Below are 15,055 nucleotides of genomic sequence, written 5' to 3'. Positions count from 1 at the left end.
CGGGCGGGAGGCTCAGAGACGTTATCCAGGCCAGAAAAGATAACGGTATAAACCTGTCGATCGCGATCGTGAAATCGGTCTCACCAGCAGCGCTCAGCGCTGATAGTTGGCCTTGACGAACGGCATCCGGCTGACGCGCATCGGCAGGCGTTTGCCGCGCACGTCGGCGTACAGCATGGCATCGGACTGTGCCGCTTCGACCTTGACGTAGGCCATGGCCACCGGCGCGCCGACACTCGGTCCGAAGCTGCCGGAGGTGACTTCGCCGACGGCGTTGTCATCGGCGTCGTAGAGCGCACTACCCTCACGTACCGGCGCCCGCCCTTCGCCGACCAGCCCGATCCGCTTGCGCTGGTGATCCTTGGCCTGCATCTGGTGCAGGATGACATCCGCCCCGGGGAAGCCCGCCTCGCGCTCGCCGCCGATCCGGCGCGCCTTGCCCACCGCCCAGGAGAGACTCGCCTCCACCGGTGTGGTGGTGGCATCGATGTCGTGGCCGTAGAGACACAGCCCCGCTTCCAGGCGCAACGAATCGCGCGCCCCCAGACCGATCGGCTCCACCTCCGCCTGGGCCAGGCACCAGCGCGCCAGCTTCTCGGCAGCCTCGGCGGCGACCGAGATCTCGAAGCCATCTTCGCCGGTATAGCCGCTGCGGCTGATCCACAGGGTGTCGCCGTCGACCTCGAAGCGCCCGTGCTGCATGAAGGTGAGTTCGCATGCTGCAGGACAAAGTCGCGCCATCACCTGACTCGCCTGCGGACCCTGCAACGCCAGCAGCGCGCGGTCGAGCACCTCGACCTCGTGCTCGGCGTCCAGCCCGACCCGCATCAGCGCCACATCCTCATCCTTGCAGGCGGCGTTGACCACCACGTAGAGCGAATCACCGTGGTTGACGATCATCAGGTCGTCGAGAATGCCTCCCTCGCTGCTGGTGAACAGCGCATAGCGCTGGCCGCCCTCAGGGATACCCACCACATCCGCACACACCAACGTCTCCATCGCCTGAGCCGGCGACGGACCCGTCACCCGCACCTGGCCCATGTGAGAGACATCGAACAGGCCGCAGGCGTGGCGGGTGTGCTCGTGCTCCTTCTTGACCCCGAGGGGGAACTGGACCGGCATGCTGTAGCCGGCGAAGGGCACCATCTTGCCGCCCAGCTCCTGATGCAGGGCGTGAAGCGGCGTCTGTTTGAGGTCGGACATGGGGGATTCTCCAGATCGAATCGAGAGGGAAACTGCGCCGAGAGGCCGCTGCCCGAGACAGCGGCCCACCCTTGGCGTCAGTCGCGGTGGCGTTCGAGATCCTCGCCCGGCAGCACCGTCTTGCCGGCGAAGTGATCGCGGGTCAGCTTGAACACCACCGGTGACAGCAGTGCCAGCGCGATCAGGTTGGGGATCGCCATCATGGCATTGAAGGTATCCGCCACCAGCCAGATGAAATCGAGCTTGGCCATGGCACCCACCGGTACTGCCAGCACGAAGACAATGCGATAGAGCATGATCGGCTTGTCGCCGAACAAGTACTGGAAGCACTTCTCGCCGTAGAACGACCAGCCGAGGATGGTGGTGAAGGCGAAGACCGCCAGGGCGATGGCGACCACGTGCTGGCCAACCCCCGGCAGCGCACTGTCGAAGGAGAGCGAGGTCAAGCCGGCGCCGCTCTCGCCATCCAGCCAGTGGGTCGAGGTGAGAATCACCAGCGCGGTCATGGTGCACACCACCAGGGTGTCGATGAAGGTGCCGAGCATCGCGATCAGCCCCTGGCGCACCGGGTTACGGGTCTGGGCCGCGGCGTGGGCGATCGGCGCACTGCCCAGGCCCGCCTCGTTGGAGAAGATACCGCGGGCGACACCGAAACGGATCGCCGCCGCCACGGCCGCGCCGGCGAAACCGCCGGTGGCGGCGATCGGATTGAAGGCGTGGTCGAAGATCAGGCCGAAGGCGCTGCCGATCTGGTCGACGTTGATCACGAGTATGATCAGCCCCGAGACCACATAGGCCACTGCCATCAGCGGCACCAGCTTGCCCGCGACCTGGGAGATACGTTTGATCCCCCCGAGGATCACGGCCCCGGCTAGCAGCATGATGATCACCCCGGTCAGCCACGCTGGCACGCCGAAGGAGGTGGTCAGCGCATCCGCCACCGAGTTGGCCTGCACCGTATTGCCGATCCCGAACGCCGCCACCGCACCGAAGAAGGCGAACAGCCCGCCGAGCCAGGCCCAGCGCCGGCCGAGGCCGTTACGGATGTAGTACATCGGCCCGCCGACATGGTTGCCCTGGGAGTCGGTCTCGCGATAGCGCACCGCCAGCACCGCCTCAGAGAACTTGGTCGCCATGCCGACCAGTGCAGTAAGCCACATCCAGAACACCGCCCCGGGGCCGCCGAGCGCGATCGCCGTCGCCACGCCGGCGATATTGCCGGTACCGATGGTCGCCGAGAGGGCGGTCATCAGCGCGTTGAACGGTGAGATCTCGCCGTCGTTGCGGTCATCGTCGGCACTCCGACGGCCCTGCCACAGCAAGCTGAAGCCGAGCCCGAGCTTGCGAATCGGCAGCAGCTTGAGGCCAAGCTGGAGGTAGATACCTACCCCGAACAGCAGTATCAGCATCAACGGGCCCCAGACGACCCCGTTGATGGATCCGAAGATATTGGTCAGAAGTTCCACGGCAACCCCCTGTTGAGATTGTTATTGCCCAGTGCCTCGACGGCGAGCTGTGAGGCAACGTCCCAAGGTCTGTACGAAAAGTCGGCGAACGCAGGCAGTTTTCGGACAGAGCCTAGGCGCTTGTGTCGAAAAAACCTCGCAACGATAGAGGATTATGCTGCGCTTACACAATCAGACCCATGGCGGATCGGGCGACGCGGCAGCAACGACACGGAGGATGTCGCTAACCTTATGCGAAAAGGCCTGGCGCGAAAAGCATTCGTGTTTCCGATAAGAAACATGCACTCCGATCAGGAACACGGCTTGCCCCCGCCAGGCGCGCCAAACCTGGCTCGTACCGCGCGATTCCGGCCTTTCCCACCCGCCCCTTCACCACCTGCGCGGCCTGCGCGAGCCGCCAGTGGCGCGCCTCCCGCATCAAGCGGGCGGTTGCCACTGGACGTCGGCGCGTTCTCACCCCAACCTAGGGGCGTGGCGGCGGCGATCGTGGCCGTGGCGGTCGCGAGCCTATGCCAATTGACGAAACATTGATGCATAATGCTCGCCAGAGTCTCTTGTGCCGAAACACGTTTCTTATAGGAAACCCTCATGAGCGATATCCCCAACAACCTGCTCTATACCGATAGCCACGAATGGGTGCTGGATAACGGCGACGGCAGCGTCACTGTCGGCATCACCGACCACGCCCAGGAAGCGCTGGGTGACGTCGTCTTCGTCGAACTGCCCGAGCCGGGCAAGAGCCTCGATGCCGGCGACGAATTCGGTGTCATCGAGTCGGTCAAGGCCGCCTCCGATCTCTATGCGCCCCTGGCCGGCGAGATTCTCGAAGTCAACGAAGCGCTCGAGGATGCCCCCGAGACCGTCAACGACTCGCCCTACAGCGATGGTTGGATCCTCAAGCTCAAGCTGGCCGACCAGGCCGAACTCGAGTCCTTGCTCTCCGCCGAGGCCTACGCCGATCTCGTCGCCGCCGAGGAAGATCAGGACGGCTGATCCGCCCCCAGGCCCAGTCGCGGCCACCCGCCCCGCCGGGTGGCCTCTCTCTCCCACCGCCGATCCGCTGGACGCCCCATGCCTACCGATACCCGCACCCTGGCCGAGCTGGCCAACCACGACGATTTCCTCAAGCGCCACAACGGCCCGAACGGTGAAGATGTCACCGCGATGCTCAAGACGCTCGGCATGACCTCGCTGCCGACGCTGATCGAGCAGACCGTGCCCCAGGGCATTCGCCTGAACCGGGAGCTGGCGCTGGATGGCCCCAAGGGGGAAGCGGAGGCGCTCGACTATCTCAAGGGTCTGGCGCGCCAGAATCGGGTGTTCAAGAGCTATATCGGCCAAGGCTACTACCCCACCCATCTGCCGCCGGTGATCCAGCGCAACGTGCTCGAGAACCCGGGCTGGTACACCGCCTACACGCCGTACCAGCCGGAGATCGCCCAGGGGCGGCTCGAGGGTCTGCTCAACTTCCAGCAGATGGTGATGGATCTGACCGGCATGGCGATCGCCAACGCCTCGCTGCTCGACGAGGCGACCGCCGCCGCCGAGGCGATGGCGCTGTGCCGACGTGCCAACAAGAAAAGCAAGAGCGAGCGCTTCTTCGTCGCCGATGACGTGCTGCCGCAGACCCTCGACGTGCTGCGCACGCGGGCGGCCTATCTCGGCTTCGAACTGGTCGTCGCCCCGCGTGCGCGTCTGGCCGACGAGGAGGTGTTCGGGGCCCTGCTGCAGTACCCCGGGGTCGATGGTGAAGTGCCTGCGGATCTCGAAGCGCTGATCGCGGCCGCCGGCGAACGCCAGATCATGACCTGCGTCGCCGCCGACCTCATGAGCCTGGTGCTGCTCAAGCCGCCGGGCGAGATGGGCGCCGACATCGTACTCGGCAACTCCCAGCGCTTCGGCGTCCCGATGGGCTACGGCGGCCCGCACGCGGCCTATTTCGCCGCCAGCGAAGCGCTCAAGCGCTCGCTGCCGGGTCGGGTGATCGGTGTCTCCAAGGACAGCCGTGGCCGTCCCGCGCTGCGCATGGCGATGCAGACCCGTGAACAGCACATCCGGCGCGAGAAGGCGACCTCCAACATCTGTACCGCCCAGGCGCTGCTGGCCAACATCGCCGGCTTCTACGCCACCTATCACGGTGCCGAGGGGCTGCGTACCATCGCCACGCGCATCCACCGCCTCACCTCGCTGCTGGCGACGGGCCTGGCTCAGCACGGTATCGCGCTCAAGCACGACAGCTGGTTCGACACCCTGACCCTGTGCGGGGTCGACAGCCACCGCATCCAGGGGCGCGCCCTGACCCGCGAGATCAATCTGCGCTACCCCAGCGACGGCGAAGTCGGCGTGAGTCTCAACGAGACCACCACCGCGGCCGATCTGGCGGCGCTGTTCGACGTGCTGCTGGGCGACGAGCACGGCCTGTCGGTGAGCGAACTCGACCGCCAGGCCCAGCGCGACGCGATCACCGGCATTCCAGCTGCGCTGACACGCCACAGCGACTTCCTGACCCATCCCAACTTCCAGCGCTTCCGCAGCGAGACAGAGATGCTGCGCTACCTCAAGCGCCTGGAGAATCGTGACCTGTCGCTGACCCATGCGATGATCCCGCTGGGCTCGTGCACCATGAAGCTCAACGCCACCAGCGAGATGATCCCGATCACCTGGCCCGAATTCGCCAATATCCACCCCTTCGCGCCCGCCGAGCAGGTCGCGGGCTACCGTCAGATGATCACCGAACTGAGCGACTTCCTGGTCGAGATCACCGGCTATGACGCCATTTCGATGCAGCCGAACTCGGGGGCCCAGGGCGAATACGCGGGCCTGGTGGCGATTCGCCGCTATCAGCAGGCCAGCGGCGAGGGCCATCGCAATATCTGCCTGATCCCCAGCTCGGCCCATGGTACCAACCCGGCCTCGGCAGCGATGGCGCAGATGCAGGTAGTGGTGGTGGAGTGTGACCGTGATGGCAACATCGATCTGAGCGATCTGCAGGCCAAGGCGGAGAAGCACAGCGAGCGCCTCTCCGCGATCATGCTCACCTACCCCTCCACCCACGGCGTGTTCGAGGAGAGCGTCCGTGACGCTTGCCGCATCGTCCATGAGCACGGCGGCCAGGTCTATATCGATGGCGCCAACATGAACGCCCAGGTCGGCCTCTGCCGCCCCGGCGACTACGGCGGCGATGTCTCGCACCTCAATTTGCACAAGACGTTCTGCATTCCCCATGGCGGCGGTGGCCCAGGCATGGGCCCGATCGGAGTCAAGGCGCACCTGGCGCGCCATCTGCCCAACCACGTGGTGACCCCGCAGGAAGCGATCGACCCGGCTGCCGGTGCGGTCTCCGCAGCGGCCTTCGGCAGCGCCTCGATCCTGCCGATCTCCTGGGCCTACATCAAGATGATGGGCGCCCGCGGGCTGCGCGAGGCAACCGAGCTGGCGATCCTCAACGCCAACTACATCGCCAAGCGGCTCGAGCATCACTATCCGGTGCTCTATCGGGGCGCCAACGGCACCGTGGCCCACGAGTGCATTCTCGACATCCGTCCGCTCAAGGCGGCATCGGGGATCGGCGAGGAGGATATCGCCAAGCGTCTGATGGATTACGGCTTCCACGCCCCGACCATGTCCTTCCCGGTCGCGGGCACGCTGATGGTCGAGCCGACCGAGTCCGAGTCGCGCTATGAGATCGACCGTTTCTGCGACGCCATGATCGCGATTCGCGAAGAGATCGCCCAGGTCGAGAGCGGCACCTGGCCCAAGGATGACAACCCGCTGGTGATGGCGCCCCACACCATGGCCGACCTGGCAGAAGCCCATTGGGAACGCGCCTACTCCCGCGAACTCGGCGCCTTCCCCTCCCAGGCATCCCGGGAGGCCAAGTACTGGCCGGCGGTCAATCGGGTCGACAACGTCTTCGGCGACCGTAACCTGATCTGCAGCTGCCCGCCGATGGATGCCTACCGCGACGCCGTCTGAGATACACGCAAAAGTGACAGATGCATAAGAGCCACGCGTGAAAAAGCAACGGCCGCTCATCGAGCGGCCGTTGCCTTGTCCGGGGAGCGCATCGACCCGGTGTAGGGCTATGCCCCCTCTCTTCTAGCGAGACACCGCTTCTCGCTAGCCCCCTCCCTATCAGGCGTCCTCCAGAGACGGCAGCTCGCTGTAGCCGTAGAGCGAGTTGAGTCGCTGCTGGCGGAAGGTCTCGAGCAGTTGGCGATAACGCTTGGGCAGCTCGACGTCACCCCGGGTGACCAGATAAAGCGTGTCGTAGACCGGCTGCGCCAGCGGCAGCTCGCGGACCTGGCGCTGCCATGGCGAGGTTTCCAGCACCGGTCGCGAGACCACGGTGAATCCCAGCCCGCGGGCGACCGCATCCAGCACTTGCCCCACCTCATTGGTGAATCCCTGGCGCGGAAAGTGCGTCATGCTGCGAAATTCGCCACCGAAATTGTTGCGCAGCACCAGGCTGGCGTTGGTGTTGCCATCGGTATAGTTGACGAAGCCCAGCGCCTGCAGCTCCGCAAAGGTAGTACCGGCGAAGTCGGCCGGCACCACCAGGCATAACGGCTCCTGATGCCATGCCTCGAAATGCAGATCCGGCTGCTTGCCCGCCTCGGTGACGATGCCCACGTCATAGCGCCCCGCCAGCACGTCGGCGGCGATCTCTTGATTGAAGGCGAAGCTGTAGTTGACCGTGAGCCCCGGGTGCATCTGCTGATAGCCGAGCAGGAACGGGTAGAACATCAGCCCCACACTGCCCGGAGAGGCGATACGGCACTCGCCGCTATCGGGGGAGTCGTCGTCCAGCGAGTGGCGGAAGTACTCGTGCTCGGCGAACAGCTTGACCGCGTAGTCGTAGGCGCGGCGGCCCGCATCGGTGAGGGAGAATTTGCGCCCCTGGCGATTGAGCAGCGAGCGCCCGAGGTACTCCTCGAGCTTACGCACGTGCTGGCTGACCCCGGGCTGGGTCATATCGAGCTTGCCTGCGGTCTGGGTGAAGCTGCCGGTCTCGACGAGCATCATGAAAGTACGAAAATACTGGGCGTTGAACATGGAAAAACGCGGTTCACTCACGCAGGGCAGAAGGGAGTCAAAGGACGCCAAGACGTCGCTCTACTGGTGCTGGATAACGTTTCATTGTTATCTCAGGCTTGCATCGATTATAGCAATTTATACCCGGAGACGCACCGCCGCCGCCGTCACTGCGCCGCATCAGCACCCGTGTTAGCATGCCTGGACCCTTTTTTCGGATAGCTCAGAGTCCTATGTCAGATGCCTTCGCGCAACGCGCCCAAGCCGTCCAGCGCACCCTGCTCGAGATGGAAGAGAACGCCGCGGAGAACGACCTGTTCGCCCTCGGCTACATGATTCCGCAGATCGGTCTGGTCCAGGAGATGGCCGACTACGATCCTGCCGATGTGGTGGCGGAAGATTTCGATGCCACCTACTGGCAGTGGCTCGAGAGCACGTTCGCCCAGGACGGGATGAGCGACGCCGATCGCGCACAGATCGCCGCGCTGTGGCAGAGCGCCATCGACCGTACCCCCCAATAATCCCCACGTCGCCCGCCCCGGCGGGCACTTCTGCGCAAGGAAACGGCCATGCCCGAGACGCTCTCCACCATCGTCTCCCCCGAAGGAAGCCTCGAGGTTCTCTCCCAGTCCGAAGTCAACCGTCTGCGCGACACCTCCAGTAGCGGTCTCCACGACCTGCTGCGGCGCTGTGCGCTGGCGATCCTCAATTGCGACACTCCGACCGACGATGGCCTGGCGGTGATGCAGGCGTATCACGACTTCGACATCGAGGTGCTGCAGCAGGATCGTGGTATCCGCCTGAAGCTCTCCAACGCCCCGGCCTGCGCCTTCGTCGACGGCCGCATGATCCGCGGTATCCGTGAGCAACTCTCCTCGGTCCTGCGCGACATCGTCTACGTCTACAACGAGATCCAGAACAACCCTCGCTTCGACCTCGATACCAACGAGGGCGCCACCAACGCGGTGTTCCACATCCTGCGCAACGCCAGCGCCCTGCGCACCGCCCACGAGCCGAGTCTGGTGGTGTGCTGGGGCGGCCACTCGATCAGCCGCGAGGAGTACGACTACACCAAGGCGGTGGGTTACCACCTGGGGCTGCGCGAACTCGACATCTGCACCGGCTGCGGCCCCGGCGCGATGAAAGGCCCGATGAAAGGCGCCAATCTCGCCCACGCCAAGCAGCGCCGGCGTGGCGGTCGCTACCTGGGTATCTCCGAACCCGGCATCATCGCCGCGGAGTCACCCAATCCGATCGTCAACGAGCTGGTGATCATGCCGGACATCGAGAAGCGCCTCGAAGCCTTCGTGCGCGTGGGTCACGGCATCGTGGTATTCCCCGGCGGGGTCGGCACCGCCGAGGAGATCCTCTACCTGCTCGGCATCCTGATGCACCCGGACAATCGCGACATTCCCTTCCCGGTGATCCTGACCGGGCCGGCCAGCGCCAGTGACTACTTCCAGCGCATCGACGAGTTCCTCTGCTATACCCTGGGCGAGTCGGTGCGTCGCCACTACCGCATCATCGTCGACGATCCGGTCAGCGTAGCCCGCGAGATGCGCCACGGCATCGACGACGTCGCCGAGTTCCGCCGCACTCAGAACGACGCCTTCTATTTCAACTGGCGTCTCAACATCGAGCGCAGCTTCCAGCAGACGTTCGAGCCGACCCACCAGGCCATGGCGAACCTGGCGCTGCATCGTGACCAGCCGCGCCACGAGCTGGCCGCCAACCTGCGCCGGGCGTTTTCCGGCATCGTCGCCGGCAACGTCAAGGAGCCGGGGGTGCGCGCGATCGCCGAGCACGGCCCCTTCCGTCTGCATGCCGAACCCGAGCTGATGGAGCGCCTCGACACCCTGCTCACCTCCTTCGTGGCCCAAGGGCGCATGAAGCTACCGGGCAGCGAGTACGTGCCTTGCTATACGCTGGCCGCGCCACACTGAGTCCGCCCTGCGCGACGCACACCGCGCGGGCAGCGAGCCATAACGCCAACGGGCGACGGNNCCGTCGCCCGTTGGCTTTTGGGTATCAGCGCTGAGCCTGCGCTGTCTCACTCGGCCTTCAGCGGCGCCGCCATAGCCGCAGCACCACGTGCAGCACCAGCCCCAGCGCCATGCCCTGGGAGAGCGTCATTGCCCAGACCACGCCGGTTCCGCTCAGCAGATGCCAGGCGGCCACCACCACCAGCGCCACCACCAGACAGATCAGCAGGTGGCGTATGGCCCGCGGGCAGCGGCCGCGCTCTGCCGCTGACATCAGCCGCCAGACCGCCGCCAGCGCCACGCTCACCGCCACCACGAAGGCACCCAGCAGGACCAGACGGGTCTGGTCACCCAGCAGCCAATAGCGCGGCAACGAGAGCAGCATCACCAGCCACAGGCCCAGCAGCGTGCTGAAGCGGGTCGCGGTCAGCGCCCGCGCCGAGGTCGGGCTGTCACTCATGCGCCCAGCCCCTGCTCGGCGATCCACGCCTCGGCCCATGGCAGCGCGGCGTCATCCGCCATGAAGGTCTCCATGGCATCGATCTCCAGCCGCTCGCCCAGCCGCTGCGCGCCGAGATCGGCCAGGATCTCATCGAGTGCCCGGCCCGAGCCGCAAAAGGTGTCGCCATAGGAGCTGTCACCCAGCGCGATCAGGCCGTAGCGCAGCCCGTTCAGCGTCGGCGGCGTCTCCTTGAGGGCACGCACGAAAGCCACGAAATCGCCGGGAAAATCCCCGCTGCCGGTGGTCGAGAGGCAGAACAGCGCCAGATCGGGGCGGTCGTCGACCAGGTCGGCCAGCGTCGGCTGCTCGATCACGGCGACCTCGTAGCCGGCCTGCTCGAACAGCGGCGAGATTTGCTCGGCGACATCGAGCGCGCCGCCGTAGACGGTTCCTACGTAGATCTTCAGTCTGGGCATATGGGTTCGGTCTAGAGTGGGTGAAAAGCACGGGCGAACGGCCGCCGCCCGCCGTGGGCGCGAGCTTAGCACACCCGCCCGGGGCGGCTCATCCGGCGCCGGCCCAACGCAAGACCGCCTGCCGNNCGGCAGGCGGTCTTGGATGTGCGGGTCGCGCTCAGGGGTCCTGCAGCTCGCCGTCGAAGCTCTCGACCTTGGCCTTCAGCTTTTGCCCGGGTCGAAAGGTGACCACGCGCCGGGCGGAGATCGGTATCTCCTCACCCGTCTTCGGATTGCGTCCCGGCCGCTCGCGCTTGTCCCGCAGGTCGAAATTGCCGAACCCCGACAGCTTCACCTGCTCGTTCTCGCGTAGGCAGCCGCGAATCTCCTCGAAGAACGTCTCCACCATGTACTTGGCTTCCCGCTTGGAGAAGCCGAGCTCCGTGTGCAGGTGCTCGGCGAGTTCAGCCTTGGTCAGCGCTCCCATGATCGCTCCTTCGCACAGGACGACAGATCAACTGCGCAGCCTGGCGCCGAAGCGGGACTCGGCTTCGTCCACCACGGCTGCAATTAACTGATTGATTTCATCGTCATTGAGAGTGCGCGAAGGATGCTGCCAGGTCAAGCCCAGGGCGATGCTCTTGTGCCCTTCGGCCACCCCCTGCCCCTGATAGACATCGAACAGCTGCCACTGGGTGAGCCACTCGCCGGCACGCGCGCGGATCGCTTCCAGCAGCGGTGCCACGCCCACTTCGGCATCGACCACGAAAGCCAGATCCCGGCGCACCTCGGGGTAGCGCGACAGCGGCTGGAAGGCCGCGATCCGCCCCTCGAGCACCGCCTGTTGAGCGACTTCGAAGAGATAGACCTCCGGCTTGATGCCCAGCTGCGACCGGATCGACGGGTGCAGCGCCCCGATCCAGCCCTGGGCCTGGCCTCCACGATAGAGCTGGGCGGTTCGCCCCGGGTGCAGCGCGGGGTGACTGGCGGCGACGAACTGCCACTCGTCGGCGCAGCCGCTCAGCGCCAGCAGGCTCTCGAGATCGCCCTTGAGGTCGAAGAAGTCGACGCTCTCACGCCCCGCGGCCCAGCCCTCCACGTCGCGGCTACCACACACCAGCCCGCCGATCATCGGCGTCTGCACCAGCGCGTCGAGCTCACCCTGGAACACCAGGCCAGTCTCGAACAGGCGCACCCGCTGCTGCTGGCGATTGAGGTTGTGCATCAGCGCCTTGAGCAGCCCCGGGAAGAGGCTGTGACGCATCACCGACATGTCGCTGGAGATGGGGTTGGCCAGGGTCGGCGACACCGCTTCCGGCAGCAGCAGCGACTGCAGCTCGGGGGAGACGAAGCTGTAGGTCACCGCCTCCTGATAGCCACGCGAGACCAGGTGGCGGCGCACCCGGCGCAGCGGCTGCAGCGCCTCGTCGGCCGACTTCAGGCTCAGCCGCGCCTGGGGCCGCCGCACGGGCAGTCGGTTGTAGCCGTGGACGCGTGCCAGCTCCTCGATCAAATCCTCCTCGATGGCGATGTCGAAGCGCCAGCTCGGAATCTGCACCCGCCAGCGGTCGCCGGGCGCCGATGCGGTCATGCCCAGGCCGCGGAAGATACGCTGGATCTCCTCATCGGGCAGGCGCACGTCGAGGCAGGCGGCGAGGCGCTCGCGACTCAGCGCGACATCGCCGCGCTGGGGCAGATGGGTCGGCTTGCGCACCTCGGAGATCGGCCCCGGCGTACCGCCGACGATCGCCAGCAGCAGCTCGGTGGCGCGCTCCATTGCCGGACGTGTGATGTCCGGATCGACGCCGCGCTCGAAGCGGTGGGAAGCGTCGGTGTGCAGGCCGAACTGACGCGCCTTGCCCGCTACGCCGAGCGGCGCGAAGAAGGCGGCTTCGAGAAACAGGTGGCGGGTGTTGGCACCGACGCCGCTATCCTCGCCCCCCATGACGCCGGCGATCGCCAGCGCCTTGGCCTGATCCGCGATCACCAGGGTAGTGCCATCCAGCACGACTTCCTGGCCGTCGAGCAGGGTCAGTCGCTCGCCGTCGTGGGCCCGGCGCACCTCGATGCCCCCTTCGAGCACGTCGAGATCGAAGGCGTGCATCGGCTGACCCAGTTCGAGCATCACGTAGTTGGTGACGTCGACTGCCGGGTCGATGCTGCGGATGCCACTGCGGCGCAGCCGCTCACGCATCCACAGCGGCGTCGGTGCACTCAGGTCGACGTCGCGGATCACCCGGCCGAGATAGCGCGGGCAGCCCGCCTCGTCGCTCACCGCGATCGGGAACTGGGCATTGCTGCGCGCCACCACCGGCGCGATGTTCGGCTCCACCACCCGGGTCGCGGTGACGCAGCCGACTTCACGGGCAATACCGCGCAGGCTGAGACAGTCGCCGCGGTTGGGGGTCAGATCGACGTCGATGGTGCTGTCGTCTAGGGTCATCCAGGCGCGGAAGTCCGCCCCGACCGGCGCATTCGAGGGCAGCACGTAGATCCCCTCGGAGTGCCCCTCCTCCAGCCCCAGTTCGGAGGCGGAGCAGATCATGCCATGGGACTCGACGCCGCGCAGCTTGGCGCGCTTGATCTTGAAATCCTCGGGCAGCACCGCACCGACCCGGGCAAACGGCACTTTCTGGCCGACGGCGACATTGGGCGCACCGCACACCACCTGAACCGGCTCGCCGCTGCCATCCTGAACCTGGCAGACATTGAGCTTGTCGGCGTCCGGATGCGGCGCCTTGGCCACCACTTCCGCGACCACCACCCCTGCGAACACTGCGCCGACCGGCTCGATCGCATCGACCTCCAGGCCGGCCATGGTGATGGCGTCCGCCAGGGCCTGGGTATCGAGCTGAGGAGAAACCCACTCGCGCAGCCACGCTTCGGAAAACTTCATCTTGATACTCCTTGACTGGCGAAGAACTCAGTTGAACTGGCGCAGGAATCGCAGATCGTTGTCGAAGAACAGGCGTAGATCGTTGACGCCATAGCGCAGCATCGCCAGACGCTCCGCCCCCATGCCGAAGGCGAAGCCGGTGAAACGGCTGGCATCGATGCCAGCGTGGCGGAACACCTCAGGATGCACCATCCCGCAGCCCATCACCTCCAGCCAACCGCTGTGGGAGCAGACCCGGCAACCCTCGCCACGGCACATCACGCACTGGATATCGACCTCGGCGGAAGGCTCGGTGAACGGGAAGTAGGAGGGCCGGAAGCGGACCTGCAGATCGTCACGCTCGAAGAAAGCCTGCAGGAAGTCGGCGATGGTGCCCTTGAGGTCGGCGAAGCAGACCCCTTCGTCGACCAGCAACCCCTCGACCTGGTGGAACATCGGCGTATGGGTCAGATCGGAGTCGCTGCGGTAGACGCGCCCCGGGCAGACGATACGGATCGGCGGCTCCTGCGCCTGCATGGTACGCACCTGGACCGGGGAGGTATGGGTGCGCAACAGCCGCGTGGCGTCGAAGTAGAAGGTATCCGCCATGCCTCGCGCCGGATGGTGGGCCGGGATGTTGAGCGCCTCGAAGTTATGGAAGTCATCCTCGATCTCGGGGCCCACGGCGACATCGAATCCGATGTGCTGGAACAGCGCCTCGATACGCTCCAGCGTCTGAGTCACCGGGTGCAGGCCACCATTGGTCTCGCCGCGCCCGGGCAGGGTGACGTCGATGCGCTCGGCGTCCAGCTGCGCCGTCAGCGCCGCCTGCTCCAGCGCCTGACGACGCTGCTCCAGCTCCTGCTGCAGCGCCTGCTTCGCCTCGTTGATGCGCTCGCCGGCAGCCGGTCTCTCCTCCGGGGGCAGATGACCGAGCCCCTTCAGCAGCGCCGTGATCTCGCCTTTCTTGCCCAGGTAGCGCACGCGCACCTGATCCAGAGCCTGGGCGTCCTCGGCGGCGGCGATGGCCGCGCTCGCCTCGTTGACCAGGGCAGGAAGATGATCCATCCGTCGAGCTCCGCTTGTCTCTCGTGACGCACCGCGTGTCGCTGCCGCGGTGCACTCAAAAACAGGGTATGGGAAAAAAACAGGGGAAGAGCGGCTGCCCTTCCCCTGGATCGGTCACGTGACTACCACGACCCGCTAGGGGCCGAGGATGACCGGCTTATGCAGCCTTGGCTTTCTCGACGAGCGCCGTAAAAGCGGCTTTCTCGTGAACGGCCAGATCGGCCAGCACCTTGCGGTCGATCTCGATACCCGCCTGCTTGAGGCCGGCGACGAAACGGCTGTAGGACATGCCGTTGTTGCGTGCCGCCGCATTGATACGGGTGATCCACAGCGCGCGGAACTGACGCTTGCGCTGACGACGGTCACGATAGGCGTACTGACCGGCTTTGATGACCGCCTGCTTGGCTACGCGGAAGACGCGCGAACGCGCACCATAGTAGCCCTTGGCCTGCTTCATGATCTTCTTGTGACGACGACGTGCGACGACACCACGCTTGACGCGAGACATAGTACTCTCCTGACGTTAAAAA

Annotated in this window: 13 protein-coding genes; 4 read left to right on the top strand and 9 right to left on the bottom strand. The window is 65.7% G+C overall.

Features of this window, described 5'->3' with window-relative positions:
- Nucleotides 1-93: 93 nt before the first annotated feature.
- Together gcvT and DOM66_RS02745 are read right to left on the bottom strand one after the other, a co-directional pair.
- Nucleotides 94-1,203: a glycine cleavage system aminomethyltransferase GcvT gene (gene gcvT / locus DOM66_RS02750; protein ID WP_110689185.1), complete on the bottom strand. Its 1,110-nt coding sequence runs from the start codon at nucleotides 1,201-1,203 to the stop codon at nucleotides 94-96.
- A 77-nt stretch (nucleotides 1,204-1,280) separates the two neighbouring features.
- Nucleotides 1,281-2,669: an alanine/glycine:cation symporter family protein gene (locus DOM66_RS02745; RefSeq protein WP_110677927.1), complete on the bottom strand. Its 1,389-nt coding sequence runs from the start codon at nucleotides 2,667-2,669 to the stop codon at nucleotides 1,281-1,283.
- A gap of 588 nt (nucleotides 2,670-3,257) precedes the next feature.
- Between DOM66_RS02745 and gcvH the strand changes: the two genes are divergently transcribed.
- Both gcvH and gcvP read left to right on the top strand, forming a co-directional pair.
- A complete protein-coding gene (gene gcvH / locus DOM66_RS02740; protein WP_110677929.1) occupies nucleotides 3,258-3,662 on the top strand; it encodes a glycine cleavage system protein GcvH in 405 nt (134 codons plus the stop codon).
- Between the two features lie 78 nt (nucleotides 3,663-3,740).
- Nucleotides 3,741-6,644 carry an aminomethyl-transferring glycine dehydrogenase gene (gene gcvP / locus DOM66_RS02735; protein WP_110689184.1) on the top strand — a complete coding sequence of 968 codons (2,904 nt, stop codon included), beginning with the start codon at nucleotides 3,741-3,743 and terminating at the stop codon, nucleotides 6,642-6,644.
- 159 nt (nucleotides 6,645-6,803) lie between these two features.
- On the opposite strand, the gene DOM66_RS02730 is transcribed toward gcvP, so the two are convergent.
- The gene (locus DOM66_RS02730; protein ID WP_110677933.1) at nucleotides 6,804-7,724 is read right to left on the bottom strand and encodes a LysR family transcriptional regulator; all 921 of its coding nucleotides are present in this window, start codon (nucleotides 7,722-7,724) and stop codon (nucleotides 6,804-6,806) included.
- A gap of 212 nt (nucleotides 7,725-7,936) precedes the next feature.
- Between DOM66_RS02730 and DOM66_RS02725 the strand changes: the two genes are divergently transcribed.
- Together DOM66_RS02725 and ppnN are read left to right on the top strand one after the other, a co-directional pair.
- Nucleotides 7,937-8,224, top strand: coding sequence for a YfcL family protein (locus DOM66_RS02725; protein WP_110689183.1), 288 nt, complete (start codon nucleotides 7,937-7,939; stop codon nucleotides 8,222-8,224).
- 48 nt (nucleotides 8,225-8,272) lie between these two features.
- Nucleotides 8,273-9,646, top strand: coding sequence for a nucleotide 5'-monophosphate nucleosidase PpnN (ppnN, locus tag DOM66_RS02720; RefSeq protein WP_110677937.1), 1,374 nt, complete (start codon nucleotides 8,273-8,275; stop codon nucleotides 9,644-9,646).
- A 118-nt stretch (nucleotides 9,647-9,764) separates the two neighbouring features.
- Here ppnN and DOM66_RS02715 read toward each other — a convergent pair whose 3' ends face one another.
- The 6 genes from DOM66_RS02715 to rplT form a co-directional block, all read right to left on the bottom strand.
- Nucleotides 9,765-10,145, bottom strand: coding sequence for a hypothetical protein (locus DOM66_RS02715; protein ID WP_110689182.1), 381 nt, complete (start codon nucleotides 10,143-10,145; stop codon nucleotides 9,765-9,767).
- Nucleotides 10,142-10,603 (bottom strand): flavodoxin domain-containing protein, encoded by a 462-nt coding sequence (locus tag DOM66_RS02710; protein ID WP_110677941.1) that lies wholly within the window; start codon nucleotides 10,601-10,603, stop codon nucleotides 10,142-10,144. The genes DOM66_RS02715 and DOM66_RS02710 overlap by 4 nt, the downstream gene beginning before the upstream one ends.
- A gap of 157 nt (nucleotides 10,604-10,760) precedes the next feature.
- Entirely contained in the window at nucleotides 10,761-11,069 is a 309-nt protein-coding gene (gene ihfA, locus DOM66_RS02705; protein WP_035470927.1) for an integration host factor subunit alpha, read from the bottom strand.
- A gap of 27 nt (nucleotides 11,070-11,096) precedes the next feature.
- A complete protein-coding gene (gene pheT, locus DOM66_RS02700; protein ID WP_110689181.1) occupies nucleotides 11,097-13,478 on the bottom strand; it encodes a phenylalanine--tRNA ligase subunit beta in 2,382 nt (793 codons plus the stop codon).
- Nucleotides 13,479-13,505: 27 nt separating this feature from the next.
- The gene (pheS, locus tag DOM66_RS02695; protein ID WP_110689180.1) at nucleotides 13,506-14,525 is read right to left on the bottom strand and encodes a phenylalanine--tRNA ligase subunit alpha; all 1,020 of its coding nucleotides are present in this window, start codon (nucleotides 14,523-14,525) and stop codon (nucleotides 13,506-13,508) included.
- 157 nt (nucleotides 14,526-14,682) lie between these two features.
- Complete coding sequence (rplT, locus tag DOM66_RS02690; protein WP_110677947.1) at nucleotides 14,683-15,033, bottom strand: 50S ribosomal protein L20; 351 nt, start codon at nucleotides 15,031-15,033, stop codon at nucleotides 14,683-14,685.
- Between the last annotated feature and the right edge of the window lie 22 nt (nucleotides 15,034-15,055).

Origin of the sequence: Salinicola endophyticus, assembly GCF_003206575.1 — a bacterium.
In the GTDB taxonomy this organism is placed as follows: Bacteria; Pseudomonadota; Gammaproteobacteria; order Pseudomonadales; family Halomonadaceae; genus Salinicola; species Salinicola endophyticus.
Note: the sequence above shows the minus strand (reverse complement) of the source record. Positions and strands in the feature narration are given on the sequence as shown.